Origin of the sequence: Tabrizicola sp. BL-A-41-H6, from assembly GCF_050632395.1 — a bacterium.
Taxonomy (GTDB): Bacteria; Pseudomonadota; Alphaproteobacteria; order Rhodobacterales; family Rhodobacteraceae; genus JAUYQR01.
In genome coordinates, this window is the sequence record NZ_CP192600.1 from 3,057,683 (window position 1) to 3,073,144 (window position 15,462).

The following is a 15,462-nucleotide window of genomic DNA, read 5'->3' on the forward strand; positions in this document are numbered from 1 at the left end:
CAGGGAAAGACAAGCGATTGAAAGGAAACGAGGGATGGTGGCGACCCTGACCGCGGCCTGCACGAGCGATTTTTCCGGACTGGTTCGCGGCAAGGGCTTCGCCACCAGCGACCTTGACAAGCGTGTTGAGCGCGGCATCGGCTGGACGCCGACGAACGTGCAGATCACCTGTTTTGACACCATCGCCGAAAGCCCTTACGGCTCGTTCGGGGATATCGTCCTGATGCCCGACATCTCGACCCGCACCGACGCCCGTTTTCCTTCCGGGCGCAGCATGTCCTTCGTGCTTGGCGACATCTTCACACTTGAGGGGGCAAGATGGGAGTGCTGTACGCGCGGAATTCTCGCCGAGGCGATCCACCGTTTCGAATTGGTCTCCGGTCTTCGGCTGATGGCAACGTTCGAACATGAATTCATGCTTCTGGGGGGCGTGCCGACACCTGGCTTCAGCCTTTCGGGTTTTGAACTCAACCAGACCTTCGGGGAAGCAGTGTTCGAAGCGCTTGCAGGTGCGAGAATTCATCCTGACAGTTTCCTGCGCGAGTATGGCCCCGATCAGCTGGAAATCACCGTGCCGCCAAAACCGGCGATGCGTGCCGCCGATGAGGCCGTGATCCTGCGCGAAGTGGTGCGTGCAGTTGCGCGTGACATGGGCCGGACCGCGACCTTCGCCCCCCTGCTCGCGCCCGACATCGTTGGAAATGGCGTCCATATCCACCTTAGTCTCTGGACCAAGGACGGGCGCCCCGTGATGCACGATCCGGACGGCGTCGGCGGCCTGTCGCAGGAGGGAGGAGCCTTTGTCGCCGGCATCCTGCGCCATGTCCGGGCCATTACGGCGCTGTCGGCACCGTCTGTCGTGTCGCCCCTGCGCCTGACGCCGCATCGCTGGAGCGCGGCGTTCAACAATCTGGCCGTCCAAGACCGCGAGGCGGCGATCCGCGTATGCCCGGTCAGCGCAAGGGAACACGAAGCCCGCGCGCGCGCCTACAACGTCGAGTTCCGTGCGGCAGATGCCGCTGCCAGCCCCTACCTTGCCCTCGCGAGCCTCATGATCGCCGGCACTGCCGGAATCGAGGACCGGCTGGCCACCCCGCATCCCACAACCGAGGATCTCAGCCTTCTGACTTCCGATTCGCTTGCCTCGCAGGGCCTGTTCCGGCTTCCCGCGAGCTTGGCCGAGGCGCTTGATGCGCTTGTCGGTGACGCACGACTTTGCGGCGGGCTTCCCGAACGGATGCCCCAGATATACGCAGCCCACAAACGCGGCGAGGCGGTCCATGTGGCCAAGATGAATGTGGTGGAACAACTCCGTGCCTATGCTCAGGTGTATTGACCAGATTCGCTTGAATCCTGTCATACCGTAATACAAGGTAAAGCTATGACGAGTTCAAACTCGTGCGCCGTAACAATAGGGGAGTATTCCGGAATGAACCTAGACCGTCGTCTGAAATCGCTGGCGTCGCGCAACCCGCTGCGCCAGAATCTCCAGCATTCGGCCACGCGCAGACAATTTATGGCCGGTCTTGCCGCCGGTGCCGCGGCCGCCTCGCTTCCGGTCGGGGCGCATGCGCAGGAAAGCCGCCCGCTGGCCCTGCTGACATGGGACGCCTACACCGACCCGCGGCTTGTCGCGCTCTGGAAAGAGCAGACCGGAGGCGACCTGAAATACGAGATCCATATCTCCGACCCCACCTCGGTCAACCGCCTGCGGGCCGGTGAGACGGCGGTTTGGGACTTCATCAACGTTAACAACCCTTGGGCGCGTGACGTGATGTGGCCCGATGGACTGATCCGGGATCTTCCGCGTGATCGGTTCGAGCCCTTGTACCTGCAGATGAAGCCCAAGTTCGCCCCGCCCTACAAATGGGCGACGAGCCAGGACGGCAATCATCTTCTGGGCATCGTGCAGCGTTACGAGACATTCGACTTCGTGGTGAACTCTGACGTGATCTCGCCAAAGCTAGCCAAGGACGAGGGCTGGGATCTATTCAACAACCCCGATTTTGCCGGGCGCTACGGCATTCTCGCCTATGAGGATTGGAACGTCATGGATATCTGCATGGGCGCAGGGGTGCACCCCTTCATGCCCAAGTCGGATGCCGACGTCGCCAAGTTCGAAGAGACATGCAAACGTTGGATCCAGAATGCAGCCCTGATCACCACCGACTTTGTCCAACTGAACTTGGCGATCATCAACGGCGAGATCGATCTCTACTTCACCGGCGGCACCTACACCACAGCGGCAGCACGGTTGGACGGCGTTTCGAACCTCTATGCGATCACTCCGAACAGCGGTCCTGCCGACGGCAAGGGCGGCATCAACTGGATCGAAGTAAATTCGGCCGTGAACAATCCTGACGCCCTGCCCGCGGCTCTGGACTGGCTTGAGTTCATCACAACGGTGGACGCGGCCGAGATCATCGCGCGGGGGAACGGCAATCTACAACCGGTAAGCCAGATGGCACAGCCCGAGTTGATGGCGCGCTTCTCGACCGAAGACCTCAACGCGCTCCAGTGGGATGAGTTCGACGAACGGATCGCCAACGCGGTAGAGTTCGGCATCATTCCCGATTACGACCGTCTCTATGACATCTATTCGGCGGCAATGCGCGCCCGGGGTTGATAATGGCCGAAGCTGCCGCACGACAAACCGACCGGCCGGTGATCCTGTCGCTGGCCGGCCTGACCAAATCCTTCGGACATCTCAAGGCGGTCGACTCGATTGATCTTGAAATCCTCGAAGGCGAATTCCTGACCATCGTCGGCCCGTCCGGCAGCGGCAAATCCACACTTGTTCGCCTGCTCGCAGGGCTAGAGGCGCCTTCCTCGGGAACCATCCGCCTGCGTGACATCGACATCACGCTGATGCCGGCAAACCGGCGCCCGACGGCCATGGTGTTTCAGTCTCTTGCCCTTTTCGACCACAAGACGGTCGGACAGAACATCGAGTTTGCAATGAAGATGAAGGGCATTGCGCCAGATCAGCGCCGCGCCCGCGCAATGGAGCTGTTGAATCTCGTCCGACTGCCCGAAGCCTACTATTCCCGCGCAGTCACCCAATGTTCGGGGGGTGAGCGACAGCGCGTGGCCTTGGCTCGCGCCTTTGCCAGCGACCCGGAAATCCTGTTCTTCGACGAACCGCTTTCGGCGATCGACTACCGGTTGCGCAAAACCCTCGAGGTCGAGCTGAAGGACCTTCATCAGCGCACAGGCAAGACCTTCGTCTACATCACCCACAGCCTGGAAGAGGCCATGATGATGTCGGACCGCATCGCGATCATGCGCGCGGGACGCTTTGTCCAGATGGGGGCGCCACAGGAAATCTATGGCTCCCCGGTGAACCGCTTCGTGGCCAGCTTCATGGGAGAGGTCAACATGTTCACCGTTGCAGCCGGGGCGGACGGAACACCCCGGCTTACCGAGATAGACGCTCCGGCACCCGGCGCGCGCGGGGCTTTCGCTGTCCTTAGACCCGAGGCGCTGACCCAGGGACGCAATGGTGAAATCCAGATCAAGGCACGCGTCACCCAGACAGCCTTGCTGGGATCGCGCACGCAGGTGATGCTTGACGCCCGTGGGCTGCCGCTGATCGCCGAGGTCCCCGGCTCCCCTGAAGGATTGCAGCCAGGTGTCCTGGCGGAATTCAGCTTCGATCTGGCGAACGTCGCGTGGGTCACGGAATGATCCGGCAAAGCACGCCCGGACCATGGTTTGCACTTCCCCTGATCCTCTTCTTCGGCGCCTTCTTCGCTGCGCCGATCGCGATTGTCTTTTGGTACAGCCTCATGCCGGCCCGGACCTTCGAGCTCGGAGCGAACTTCACCGTCGAAAACTACATCACGATCTTCCGCGACGGCTACGGGCGACCGTTGATGTGGTCGCTCATCGGAGCGACGCTTACGACACTCACCTGTCTGCTGCTGGCCTGGCCTACGGCAAAGGCGCTGAACCGGCATATCGGACGCGCCGCGATGCTTGTGACCGCACTGATCGCTCTGCCGATCTTCATCTCCGAAAGTGTCCGGCTCTTTGGCCTTTCCATCTTCATGATGCCGCGGGGTGGCATTCTGGCAGGATCGCTCAATGCCTGTTGTGGCCTGGAGATCGGATCGGTCCTGAACACGCGGATCGCGGCCCTCATCGGCATGATCTACATTCACTTCCCGTTCATGCTGTTTCCGCTTCTGCTCGGGATCGAGATGATCCCCCGTGATCGCGTCGAAGCCGCCCGTGACCTCGGTGCCGGGGGCTGGGCGGTGTTTCGCGAGGTCGAACTTCCGCTGGCCTTGCCGGGCCTGTTGATCGGCGTGCTCCTCACCTTCGTTCTCGCCCTCGGCGCGAATGCCGAAGCGGCAATTTTGGGCGGCCGGGCGGTGACGGTGATTACTGCAGCCATCGACCAACGCTTCAACTATGCGCAGGACTGGCCGTCGGGTTCCGCCCTCACCGTGTTGGTGATCGTAGCCTCAGTTGCCCTAGTTGTGCCGATCCTGAGCCGCATAAACATTTCGAAGCTGACAAACCGATGACAGAAGCACGTTGGATACGCCCCCTTGCCCAGCTCTGGATGGTGCTGATTCTCGCCTGCCTCTACATCCCGATCATGTCGGTCGTTCTGGCCTCGTTCGCCAACACGCGCTACATGCGGTTTCCCCACAAGGAATGGACGACTGATGCCTATATCGAGGCGTTGTCCTCTCCGACGACGTGGGACATCCATCTGATCTCGTTCCAGATCGCGCTCTCGGCCGTGCTGATCTCGGTTGTTCTGGGAACCCTGGGAGCTATGGCCTACGCTCGATACGACTGGCGTGGGCGCAGTCTATTCCAGCGGATTCTCGTCCTGCCCATCTTCTTCCCCCAGCCGGTCCTCGGCCTCGCACTTCTGCTCACGTTCTCGGCCCTGGGGGTGACGCCGACCTGGAAGACGGCGGTGATAGCCCACCTTGTGTGGATCGTGCCGATAGTCACGCTGGTCATTTCGATCCGGCTCTTTGGCTATGACGTTGCGCAGGAAGAGGCCGCCATGGACCTCGGCGCATCGCGCTGGCAGGTGATGCGCGAGGTGACGCTGCCGCAACTCTGGCCGGGCATCTTCTCCGGCAGCCTGTTCGCCTTTCTGCTCAGCTGGTCGAACCTGCCCCTGTCGATCTATACGACTGGAATCGACAACACGCTTCCCGTCTGGCTTTTCACACGAACGGCCACGAACTATTCGCCTCTCGTCCCATCGGTTGCTGTGATCGGCACGGTCGTTTCGGCGTTCGTCGTGATCGCCTTGGTCGCCGCACGCCTCGTTGCCCGCAAGCTGATGCGGGCTGGCTGATCTGGCAAAGATCGGCCCTACAGACAGGTCCGACAATGCTGCGAATGATTCATCTGGGCGTCCTCTGACTATCTGCTGAACGCGTCAGGCCGCTGTCGACCTAATCTCGTAGACCGACCGGATGCGCTCTCGTGCTGCCGTCTTCTCCGCCTGTTGTGCTTCCGCAGCAGGAATGAGGCGGTCGAACTGAAAGTCCATATGAGCAAGGGCCGCATTGCGGTCCAGACCACCAGTTTGCAGCCCGGCGGCAAGCCAGATCCCGTCAATCATCGAACGAATGATCCAGGTCGCGAGGGCGAGACGACGAACAAGCGCGATGAAGAAGATCACATATTTTCTCGCGATGACGGGAACCCTTATCAACGGGCGTCTTTCGTCGGCCTACCCGACGCTGCATATCCTCTCCCCGGGCTGCTACAAGAGCTACGAGTCGTTTCTGTGGAACCACGCGTTGAGGACAGCTACGGGTGGTGTCAGACAAATGCGAACCAGTCTCTTTTTGCCCAAACCCGCTCGGTGTCAGGCCACGCAGAGTTGACGCCACTCGGCGAGAGCGGCGGCGCGGCTGGCCTTGAAATTGTCCCGGCTGGTGAGGGCGCGCTCTCCGTTGAAATGGTTGTGGATTGAGGAATGGACCGCGACGAACTTCTGGAGTGATCGCATCCGGCGAAAGCGGAGCATGGCACGTTCCCGTCGTCGAAACGGCTGATGTGAATTCTCCGCGCGATTATTGAGCCAGCGGCCCGTTTCCTGGCGGCCGACCATGCCGAGATCCCTCAAGGCAGCACCATATGACCGAAGCTTGTCCGTAACGAACACATCGGCCCGTCCATGCTTCTTCATTGTTTTCTTGAGGAATTTGTTGATTTCCACCCAGAACTGAGCCGGGTGGGCGGGTAATTTCCACTGAGAATTGAGCCATGTGAACCTTCCCCTGGAGCGGAGAGCGGCGGGGGCAACGGAGTGATCCACATGGGACTTTTGAACATCATCCGACGCATGCACTTGCGGCAGAAGCTGTCGATCCGGGAGATCGCCCGGCGCACGGGCCTGTCGCGCAATACCGTGGCCAAGCATCTGGCGGCGGGCACGATCGAGCCGAGGTTTGCCACGCCGGAACGGACGAGCAAGCTTGACCCCTTCGCCGACAAGCTGGCCGGCTGGCTGAAGACCGAGGCCGCGAAGGCACGCAAGCAGAGGCGGACGCTGAAGCAGTTGCACACCGATCTGGTGACGCTGGGCTTCACCGGTTCCTATGGCCGGGTGGCAGCCTTCGCGCGGGGGTGGCGAGCGGATCGCCAGCGCGACCAACAGACCACGGGACGCGGCACCTTTGTTCCGCTGTCATTCCGCCCGGGCGAAGCCTTCCAGTTCGACTGGAGCGAGGACTTTGCGGTTCTGGGCGGTGAGCGCAGGAAGCTGCAGGTCGCCCATGTCAAGCTGTCGCACAGCCGGGCCTTCTTGCTGCGAGCCTATCCCTTGCAGACCCACGAGATGCTGTTCGACGCGCATTGGCACGGGTTCCGGGTCTTCGGCGGCGTGCCCGGGCGCGGGATCTACGATAACATGCGCACGGCGGTGGATCGTGTCGGCCGCGGCAAGGAACGGCAGGTCAACATCCGGTTCCTGGCCATGACCAACCACTATGTCTTCGAGCCTGACTTCTGCAATCCGGCCGCAGGTTGGGAGAAAGGCCAGGTCGAGAAGAACGTCCGCGACGCTCGCCACCAGATGCTGCAAGGCATGCCGGACTTCCCCGATATCGCCGCACTGAATGCCTGGCTGGAGCAGCGTTGCCAGGAGCTGTGGCGCGAGACCGCCCATGGCACGCTGCCCGGCACGATCGCCGATGTCTGGGCCGAAGAGCAGGCCGCCCTGATGCCCTTGCCTGTCGCCTTTGACGGATTCATAGAGGTGAGCAAGCGTGTCTCGCCCACCTGCCTGATCAGCTTCGAGCGCAATCGCTACAGCGTTCCGGCGTCATTCGCGAACCGGCCCATCAGCCTGCGGATCTATCCCGACCGGCTGGTCGTGGCAGCGGAGGGTAACATCCTGTGCGAGCATCCGCGGATCATCGAACGCAGCCACCACCTGCCACCGCGGACGATCTACGACTGGCGGCATTATCTGGCTGTCGTTCAGCGTAAGCCCGGGGCGCTTCGGAATGGTGCGCCCTTCGCAGAATTGCCGTCTGCCTTCAGGCAGTTGCAGGATCACATGCTGCGCAAGCCCGGCGGTGATCGCGAGATGGCAGACATCCTCGCCCTGGTTCTTCAGCACGATGAACAGGCGGTGCTCATCGCCGTGGAGTTGGCACTGGCCGAGGGCGTGCCGACCAAGACCCATGTGCTGAACCTGCTGCACCGACTGGTCGACGGCAAGGTGATCGGTAGGCCACCACTGGATACCCCGCAGGCACTGACCCTGCGCCGCGAGCCCAAGGCCAATGTCGAACGCTATGACGGCCTGCGCAACCAGATCGCCGGAGGCCGCCATGCGTCATGATCCCGCCAGCGGCGCCATCGTCATCATGCTCCGCAGCCTGAAGATGTATGGCATGGCACAGGCCGTCACCGATCTGATCGAGCAGGGAGCACCGGCCTTTGAAGCGGCCATCCCGATCCTGTCGCAACTGCTGAAGGCCGAACTGGCTGAACGCGAGGTCCGTTCCATTGCCTATCACATGAAGGCCGCACGCTTCCCGGCCTACAAGGACCTCTCGGGCTTCGACTTCGCCGCCAGCGAGATCAACGAGGCCACCGTCAGGACCCTGCACCGCTGTGAGTTCATGGATGGCGCACAGAACATCGTGCTGATCGGCGGTCCGGGAACCGGCAAGACCCATGTCGCAACCGCACTCGGCATCCAGGCCATCGAGCATCATCGCCGCAAGGTCCGCTTCTTCTCGACGATCGAACTGGTCAACGCCCTCGAACAGGAAAAGGCAAAGGGCAAGGCCGGGCAGATCGCAGAAAGCCTGACCAAGCTCGACTTGGTGATCCTCGACGAACTGGGATATCTGCCCTTCAGCGCCTCGGGTGGGGCGCTGCTCTTCCACCTGCTAAGCAAGCTCTACGAACGCACCAGCGTCGTCATCACCACAAACCTGAGCTTCAGCGAATGGGCCACGGTCTTCGGCGACGCAAAGATGACCACCGCCTTGCTCGACCGCCTCACCCACCGCTGCCACATCCTGGAGACCGGAAACGACAGCTTCCGCTTCAAGGCCAGTTCAGCCGCAGCAGCCAGGAAGAAGAAGGAGACAAACCATGCCTTGACCCCAGCATGATACGAAATCCATAGTCAGAGGTGGCTCACTTCTCGGTGGAAAACCCGGCTCAGTTCTGGGTGGAAATCTACAAGGAGGGCTTTGGCACCGGTTTTGAGACCCTTTCTGGCTCCTTGGAACTGGGCGTGAAAACCGACAGCTCCTCGGCGTGGATGGGAGAGATGTCGCTGCGCTTCGACGGCTTCGGTTCGAGCGATTTTGAGGGTGTCTCCGCGCGGGCCTATCTGGACAGGAAGTTCTGAAAGCTGCGAGGGTCCATGTTGCGTGACGATCAATGCTGTCCGCGTCAGGTGTCAATCGGCAAGCAAAATTGACCGCCAACTGGATGCCGATGGCGTTGTTGCACAACTCTGTCTGCCGAGGATCCACATCGTGAACCCATACAGTTAGATTGGGCGTATGAGCAAACCGATGACCGCCCGCTAACGCACGACGAGCTGGTCCAGCTACACGGGTTTTCTGCGCAAGCGCGGGTCGCTGCTGATCGCCCCTTGAAACTGCTTGTGGACAGCACCGGGATCAAGTTCCTCGGTGATGGCGAACGGCAGGCGCGCAAGCATGGTCTCCAGAGCTGCTGACGTGGTCTGGTCAAAATCGCCGCTGGATTCTAACGCCTGGCCCGGGCCACCAGAGCCAATCACTTCAGTCTCTAGGTTGGTCAAACGTCTGTCGACCTTGCGCAGTTAACGAGGGCATTGGGCGACCAGATCGTTCATTTGGCCTGCAAGGGTCGACGCTGGAAGGGGCAGCCGTCAGCCTTTGCCGCGCAATTGTGACGCAATCACAGTAAGCGCATGCTGCTGGACGGTATGCATGTGGTCGCGCCGCGCTATCGCGCGCTTGCGGCGGCGGGCATCCAGATGTTCCAAAGGGGTAAGCTGCAGCGGCAAATCGATCAGGTATCCGAACTCCGAATTCTTGCGGCCTGAAAAGGACGCCCAAAAATCTGCGTAGGCGGTCTGAAACTGCGCCCGGAAGGGTTCCGCAAACGACGGATGCCGTTCCGTGTCGATGCCCACGGCGTGATGGTGACCCTGAGCTAGCACCAGGCCAGTGAGGGCCCCAAAACACAAATGCGCTGGCGTGGTGCGGTCGAACGCCTTGTTGAACGCGGCCTGATAGGCGTGATCTTGTGCCAATTGCTTGCGCGTTACGAAGTGGATCGTATCCTTCAGCGGGGTATCGCCGTGACCAACGCGCAGCCCCGGAAGAACGAGTGCCGTCGGCACAAGCGAAAACGAAAGCACGCAGACGCGCCCGCCGTTGACGTGGAAAACCAAGCTTAAACCGCCCTCATAGGCGACGTCATTCCCGATCATCAGACGGATGTCGTATGCAGTGCCGTCAACGACGCAGCCCCAAATTCGAAGCCCGCCATTACGATAGACCTGATCGATATAGCCCGGATGAAAGGCGGACTCTTCGTGCCCGTAATGACATAAAGCTGCAGCGAGGCGTTCCCGCGGCGTCAGACCCCGCACCAGATAATGTTGGCTTGAAAGAAAGAATAGCGGATCGGACTCGCCGATTGCAGCAAAATGGCATTGGAAAGAGGTCATTCCGGACAGCTTCTGGTAACCGGTCGTCATCGTTAGAATGCGGCTTCGCCTCAGAGTTCGAAGCGCGGCGACAGGTACGGAATACTTGTCGCAATCAGGCCCGAAACCAAGGAAAGGTGCACTAATGAGTGAGGCAAATCCGCTCACGTCAGGCAAATCGTCCTATTGCAGGTTACCAAAGTGACCGTGCCGATGTCTGATCCTGAAACAGTCAAGCGGCGCATCTTTTCAACAAAGCTCCTTTGGTAATCCACCATTTCTAACGGGTGGTGTTCATTCGTTGAACTCACGCGCCAGTCGTCAGTTACAGGGTGGGTTTGACGCCACCGATGCCAGCTCTTGTGCGTCCGCTGCCTGAAGTCCAGAGCTATTGTGTGTCGTGATCTTTGGCCTGTCAATCGGCACGCGAGATTGACCCCCAGTTGGATCCCGATCGAAATCGAGGCTGGATGCCGCCCCCGCCCACCCTGGAGGGCCCTGCCTGAAGCTCTTGATGACATCTGCTCCTTCTTAGCTCAGCAATGCCGGAACTTCATCAAAGCTGCAGGCTCTGCCTTGAACAAAAGCAAAGTCCTTCAGTCAATCATGACGTAGAGGGCATTCGACGGTAGGGTCATGGTCAGGGCGCCATTGCTTTGTGATACCGGCACGCCAGCAACTGCCATGCCATTTGCGTCGAGCGCGGTGGCCCGCGAGAGGCCGTTATTGCGAACAACAATCCTCACTTCAACCTTGTCGACCTGCCAGGGTGCTCCTCCAAATTCATCGACCAAGAGCGCTGGCATTCCATCGTGTTGCACACGTGAAGCTTTCCAGCCCGTCGGTCGGGCGATACTGCCGATTTGAACCAGCAGGCGGGAAGAATGCGCAATGGGCTCACCATCGAGAGGGACGACGACGACGCTTGCGTAAGGCGCCTCGCTCTCGACTGTCACGTCGCCAAGGTCGAACTGCGGCCGTGACGACAATGCCCCTACGACGCCTTGGGCGCGCGGCGCATCGAGCGTCACAACGCCATTTCCCCAGTCCCATATCAACTGTCGCGTGAGACTGGTCACGATGCGCTTTTCACTGTCGATGAGCCCTCCCAGATCGGGGTGTAAGAAATTCGGGGCGTCACTGTCGAAAGTGACCTCGATTGGACCGACGAGAAAACCGTAGGGGCTCGCTCGCGACGCTCCACCTTGCTCCGACGGCATCTCGAGATCTCGCGCAGCTTGATCGCGGTTGGGATCGGTGCCTTGTCGTGGAGCAACCATTGGCTCCTTGCGTGACCAGAGCGCATCCAAGGTGCGATGTTCGATGACGACCGGCGGAGCCTCATCAATCAAACCGAGGCGAAAGATCAAGGCGGCGGCAGGAAAGGCGCCCATTTGCTGAGGCGTAGAGATCACCCATTTGCCGATGCTCGGTAGGTAGCCGTTTGCGCTTTGCGGCGGGCTCCATTGGGTCTCGTTGGTCGAAAACCAGTAGCTGATGTCGATGCCTGTGAGTGCCTGATACGCCGCCATCAGGATGGGACCCTCAGACTGCTGCCACATTGGAGGCACCCAGAGGGTTTCGCTGATGATATAGGGATATCCTAACGGTTGTCTGAGTGCGGTGGGAAGGTCCAGCGGTCGCCTCAGAAGGCCCTCCTCACGAAAGACATCGCCGGCGACAATTGCCCAGCCCTGATACTCGCCCTCGTGCATTGCGGTGACGTATCGGTTCACACCGATGATATCGCCAGTTGTGTAGGCATAGCGTTCGAGATCATCCATCGTCACATCGTCAGCTGTACGCCAATTTCCGGCGTTGAAGAGTTGCCGAGCGCCAATGTCCTCGCGCAAGAAGCGTGTTATTTCAGCATGCCACTTTCGCATTGTCTGGGTGAGAAACTGAGCTTGGTCGCGGAGCCTCACTTCAGCGGAACCTACTTCCCCTTCGGACGTCAGGTGCCAGATGTTTGAAAGTGCGATCACACCGCTTTCCCAGTCATCGGTCATTCCGTCGATTGGTCCCGGTGCAGCGCTCCCATTCCATGCCTCCCTGGCGAGGGTCAGGGAGCCATATTTTTCTTGCAGAAACTGCCCAAACAGAGTGCCGAGCAAAGATGCCTCGTGCCCCCGGATCTCGTTGAACGTCCAAAAGAGGAGAGAGTCTTCGTTCTGCATCTGAATGATCGCGAGGGAGGGATCATCTTTGAGCGCCAATCCGGTGTAAGGATTTACGGGAAGGAGCGTCTCTCTGAGCCAATTCTTGTAGGCTTCCTGCAAGAGCGGTTCGAAGTAGATCATCCCCGTCAGCCCACTGCTGTCTTTCGGGGTCTGCCAGCGAAGAGCGGCCTCTCTTTGGACCGCGTGGGGGTAGTAGGGACTGAAGGTGACGTAAATGCCTTCCTCCTTCATCGCGGCGACCAGCTGCCAAAGTCGTTCGCGCTCGGCTACATCAATCGATCCAATCTCGCCACCCGTTGGCCCCGCCTGCGGTATCTGGCCATGCAGCCGGACCATGTTGACACCGCGCTTAGCAAGGAAGCGTGCATGCTCGCGGAGCTCCTCCACTCCCTTGTTTGCGACATCGGTGTTTACAGCCCAGAAACGGATCGGATCGCCATCCCCTCGCACGAAGGAGGCTCCATCAGATGACCGCCTTACGAAACCGCTTTCGCCTGCCCTCTCCTCATTGAGGTCGGAAAGATCCAAGGGAGCGCTGTCTTCAAATGTGTCCCGAGCGGGCTGGAACGGCCATGTCCCGGTGGTCTCAGAACATGCAATGGTGGAATAGAAGGAGGCAATCAGGGCCGTTAAAGGAAGCCTCATGGCGAAAAACCTCTCCTGCAATCACTCGAAATTCATCCGCAACCAATCAACGATCGCTCCAGCTTGATCGCCGCCAACTCTTGAAGCCGGTTTCCACCGAGATACACGCGGCTCTGACTATGGAATTGGGTGAAGCTTCGGTCAACGCGTAGCGTTTTCCGCCCTTGTTCTTGCAGCCGTTCCGCGTGCCGGAAAGGCTCACCATTTCACTCAACCGGGTTTCGCTGGGATCCGAGCACCACGTGAGCCGTCGTCTTCTGCCGGTATAGGTTCAAACGCCCGATAACCGCGCATCGCAACGTCTGTTTTGGTGCATAAACCGCGAGCCTGCAGCCCAGAGCGATCAGGTTCGAAGCGCGCGTTTTCTGAACAGAAGCTCAGCATCATCCAGCGCGGATGGCAGTTGCGCATCAATCGTCCGTCATCCACCCGAGTGCGAGGAGCCATTTTCTCTTGCGCTCGGCGATACTCGCGCTGCTGTCGATGAACTAGCGTGGTGCGGATCAGGGACGCGAGGAGCCTTGATTGCCAGTTCCACTTCTCGCAGTTGCAAAGGATCGGTCCATGCAAACTTGTCGGAGTTGAAGTCCGGTAGAGATTTCATTTCAGCGTCGACCTCCGTATCGTAGTGTCCACCACAACGCTCGCCAAAGGCCGCAAATCAAGTCAATTCTGCGCTCATCTCGAGCGGCCGATGCCAGCCGTTAAAGCAAGTACGCCAAGGCGCATGCCGATGGGCCAACGTCAGGGCTGGCGCCGCGAGCGTTTCGCTTAAAACCAAGGTTCCTGCGTCCCCTGAACTTCACCTGCGAACACTCCCTTGTTGATGAAGCCGGTATTCAACAGCCTCAGACGGGCGTGACTCGATCACCGGTCACAGAACGAACATTGCCAGCACTGCCGCCGCCATCACCGTCGTTGCCAGCCAGCCCATGATCCTCAACCCGCGCGGCGCGGCGAACGGGCCAAGGTGCTTCCGGTTCGAGACGACCATCATCGTGGCAATCATCAGCGGAACGGCGATCACCCCGTTCAGCACGGCGCTCCAGAACAAGGCCTTGATCGGGTCGATCGGCAGAAACAGCATCAGAAGACCTAGGGCGAACGCAAGCGCGATGATGCCGTAGAAGGCTTTGGCATTCTCGGGTTTCTGTTCAAGCCCGATACGCCAGCCGCGCAATTCGCCGATCGCATAGGCAGCGGAACCCGCGAGGACCGGGAGCGCCAGCAGCCCGGTGCCGATGATGCCAAGGCTGAACAGCAGGAAAGCGAACTCGCCTGCGATCGGACGCAGTGCCTGCGCTGCGTCGGCCGAAGTCGCAATATCGGTGATCCCGGCGGTATGAAGCGTCACGGCCGTGGTCAGAACGATGAAAAACGAGATCAGGCTCGAAAACCCCATGCCTAAATGGGTGTCCCAGGCAATCCGGTTCAGTTCGGCGGGTGCCTGCTCTGGGTGATCAAGCAGCGCGCCATCGCCGGCCAGAAGCTCGTCTTCCACTTCTTCGGCGCTCTGCCAGAAGAACATGTAGGGGCTGATCGTCGTGCCGAACACAGCCACGATCGCCACCATGGCTTCCCGCGAAAAGTCGAGCGATGGCCAGAACGCGCCGCGCACGACCGCGCCCCAGTCGATGGCAACGGTGAACACCACACCGACATAGGCAAGCAGGCTGAGCGTCAGCCATTTGAGCACGTGCACATATCGGTGATAGGGCACGAAGACCTGCAACAGCATCGACCCCGCCGCAAACATGACAGCGAAGGCGATTTCGCCCCAGCCCAGAACCAGCCGCGCCGCCGCACCCATCGCCGCGAGATCAGCGCCGATGTTCACGGTGTTTGCCACGAACAACAAGGCGACGATGGCATGCACCAGCCATCGCGGCAGCACATGGGCCATGTTGGCGGCAAGACCTTCGCCGGTGACACGTCCGATCCGCGCACAGATCGACTGGATCGCCGTCATCAGCGGATAGGTCAGCGCCACCGTCCACATCAGGTTGAAGCCGAACTGCGCCCCAACTTGCGAATGCGTAGCGATACCGCCCGGATCATCGTCCGCCGCGCCGGTGATGAGGCCTGGCCCTAAACGCCGAAACCAAGAGACGCTCTGCGGGCTGGCTTCCCTCATTCCGAAGTCTCGGTCATTGCCACGTCCTTTGGCGAAAGGACTTCGGTAAGGAGGGCGTAAAGGAGGGTTTGGAGAGTGGTCGCGGTAGTGGTGAGGCTGACCCGCAGATGATCGCAGAGTGCCACGAAGGCATCGTCCTCGGCCACAATATGATGCTGTTCGGCAAGGGGTGGGAGATGAATTGGAAGTGGCTTTGCTTTGGCTGGCTTGATGCATTTTACAGTCATGCCGGTGGCTTGTCCATCGATCAAGGCCGCACTAAGTCACCGCAGGTTGCGAGCGTGAGGTAAAGCGTAGTGACTTCGGCGTAGGGCTGAAAACAAATCAGTCGGTTCAGCAAACGAAGA

General features: G+C 60.1%; 14 protein-coding genes and 1 pseudogene. 8 read left to right on the top strand and 7 right to left on the bottom strand.

Annotation, left to right across the window (positions count from 1 at the left end):
- Positions 1–34 precede the first annotated feature (34 nt).
- The 5 genes from ACROUL_RS14955 to ACROUL_RS14975 all read left to right on the top strand — a co-directional run bounded on the left by ACROUL_RS14955 (position 35) and on the right by ACROUL_RS14975 (position 5,329).
- Entirely contained in the window at positions 35–1,336 is a 1,302-nt protein-coding gene (locus tag ACROUL_RS14955) for a glutamine synthetase (RefSeq protein WP_431300254.1), read from the top strand.
- Positions 1,337–1,429: 93 nt separating this feature from the next.
- Positions 1,430–2,626 (top strand): ABC transporter substrate-binding protein, encoded by a 1,197-nt coding sequence (locus ACROUL_RS14960; RefSeq protein ID WP_431300255.1) that lies wholly within the window; start codon positions 1,430–1,432, stop codon positions 2,624–2,626.
- 2 nt (positions 2,627–2,628) lie between these two features.
- Positions 2,629–3,687 (top strand): ABC transporter ATP-binding protein, encoded by a 1,059-nt coding sequence (locus tag ACROUL_RS14965; protein ID WP_431300256.1) that lies wholly within the window; start codon positions 2,629–2,631, stop codon positions 3,685–3,687.
- The gene (locus ACROUL_RS14970; RefSeq protein WP_431300257.1) at positions 3,684–4,532 is read left to right on the top strand and encodes an ABC transporter permease; all 849 of its coding nucleotides are present in this window, start codon (positions 3,684–3,686) and stop codon (positions 4,530–4,532) included. The genes ACROUL_RS14965 and ACROUL_RS14970 overlap by 4 nt, the downstream gene beginning before the upstream one ends.
- Entirely contained in the window at positions 4,529–5,329 is an 801-nt protein-coding gene (locus tag ACROUL_RS14975) for an ABC transporter permease (RefSeq protein ID WP_431300258.1), read from the top strand. The genes ACROUL_RS14970 and ACROUL_RS14975 overlap by 4 nt, the downstream gene beginning before the upstream one ends.
- A gap of 84 nt (positions 5,330–5,413) precedes the next feature.
- Here the strand turns inward: ACROUL_RS14975 and ACROUL_RS14980 are convergent, their stop codons facing one another.
- Positions 5,414–5,659 (bottom strand): hypothetical protein, encoded by a 246-nt coding sequence (locus tag ACROUL_RS14980; RefSeq protein ID WP_431300259.1) that lies wholly within the window; start codon positions 5,657–5,659, stop codon positions 5,414–5,416.
- 189 nt (positions 5,660–5,848) lie between these two features.
- Positions 5,849–6,190: pseudogene (locus ACROUL_RS14985) on the bottom strand (DDE-type integrase/transposase/recombinase); the annotation flags it as partial.
- Positions 6,191–6,301: 111 nt separating this feature from the next.
- Between ACROUL_RS14985 and istA the strand changes: the two are divergent.
- The 3 genes from istA to ACROUL_RS15000 are packed head-to-tail and all read left to right on the top strand — an operon-like array spanning position 6,302 to position 8,860.
- Complete coding sequence (gene istA, locus ACROUL_RS14990; protein WP_431298742.1) at positions 6,302–7,834, top strand: IS21 family transposase; 1,533 nt, start codon at positions 6,302–6,304, stop codon at positions 7,832–7,834.
- On the top strand, positions 7,824–8,618 hold the full coding sequence (gene istB / locus ACROUL_RS14995) for an IS21-like element helper ATPase IstB (RefSeq protein ID WP_431298741.1): 795 nt from the start codon (positions 7,824–7,826) through the stop codon (positions 8,616–8,618). The genes istA and istB overlap by 11 nt, the downstream gene beginning before the upstream one ends.
- A gap of 20 nt (positions 8,619–8,638) precedes the next feature.
- The gene (locus ACROUL_RS15000) at positions 8,639–8,860 is read left to right on the top strand and encodes a hypothetical protein (RefSeq protein ID WP_431300260.1); all 222 of its coding nucleotides are present in this window, start codon (positions 8,639–8,641) and stop codon (positions 8,858–8,860) included.
- A 204-nt stretch (positions 8,861–9,064) separates the two neighbouring features.
- Here the strand turns inward: ACROUL_RS15000 and ACROUL_RS15005 are convergent, their stop codons facing one another.
- The 5 genes from ACROUL_RS15005 to ACROUL_RS15025 form a co-directional block, all read right to left on the bottom strand.
- The gene (locus tag ACROUL_RS15005; RefSeq protein ID WP_431300261.1) at positions 9,065–9,280 is read right to left on the bottom strand and encodes a hypothetical protein; all 216 of its coding nucleotides are present in this window, start codon (positions 9,278–9,280) and stop codon (positions 9,065–9,067) included.
- A gap of 90 nt (positions 9,281–9,370) precedes the next feature.
- Positions 9,371–10,207, bottom strand: a complete 837-nt coding sequence (locus ACROUL_RS15010) for a DUF535 family protein (RefSeq protein ID WP_431300262.1) — start codon at positions 10,205–10,207, stop codon at positions 9,371–9,373.
- A gap of 545 nt (positions 10,208–10,752) precedes the next feature.
- Positions 10,753–12,864 carry a hypothetical protein gene (locus ACROUL_RS15015; protein WP_431300263.1) on the bottom strand — a complete coding sequence of 704 codons (2,112 nt, stop codon included), beginning with the start codon at positions 12,862–12,864 and terminating at the stop codon, positions 10,753–10,755.
- A 991-nt stretch (positions 12,865–13,855) separates the two neighbouring features.
- Positions 13,856–15,115, bottom strand: coding sequence for an NRAMP family divalent metal transporter (locus ACROUL_RS15020; protein WP_431300264.1), 1,260 nt, complete (start codon positions 15,113–15,115; stop codon positions 13,856–13,858).
- Positions 15,112–15,261 (bottom strand): hypothetical protein, encoded by a 150-nt coding sequence (locus ACROUL_RS15025; RefSeq protein WP_431300265.1) that lies wholly within the window; start codon positions 15,259–15,261, stop codon positions 15,112–15,114. Before ACROUL_RS15025 ends, ACROUL_RS15020 begins: the two co-directional genes overlap by 4 nt.
- Positions 15,262–15,462 lie beyond the last annotated feature (201 nt).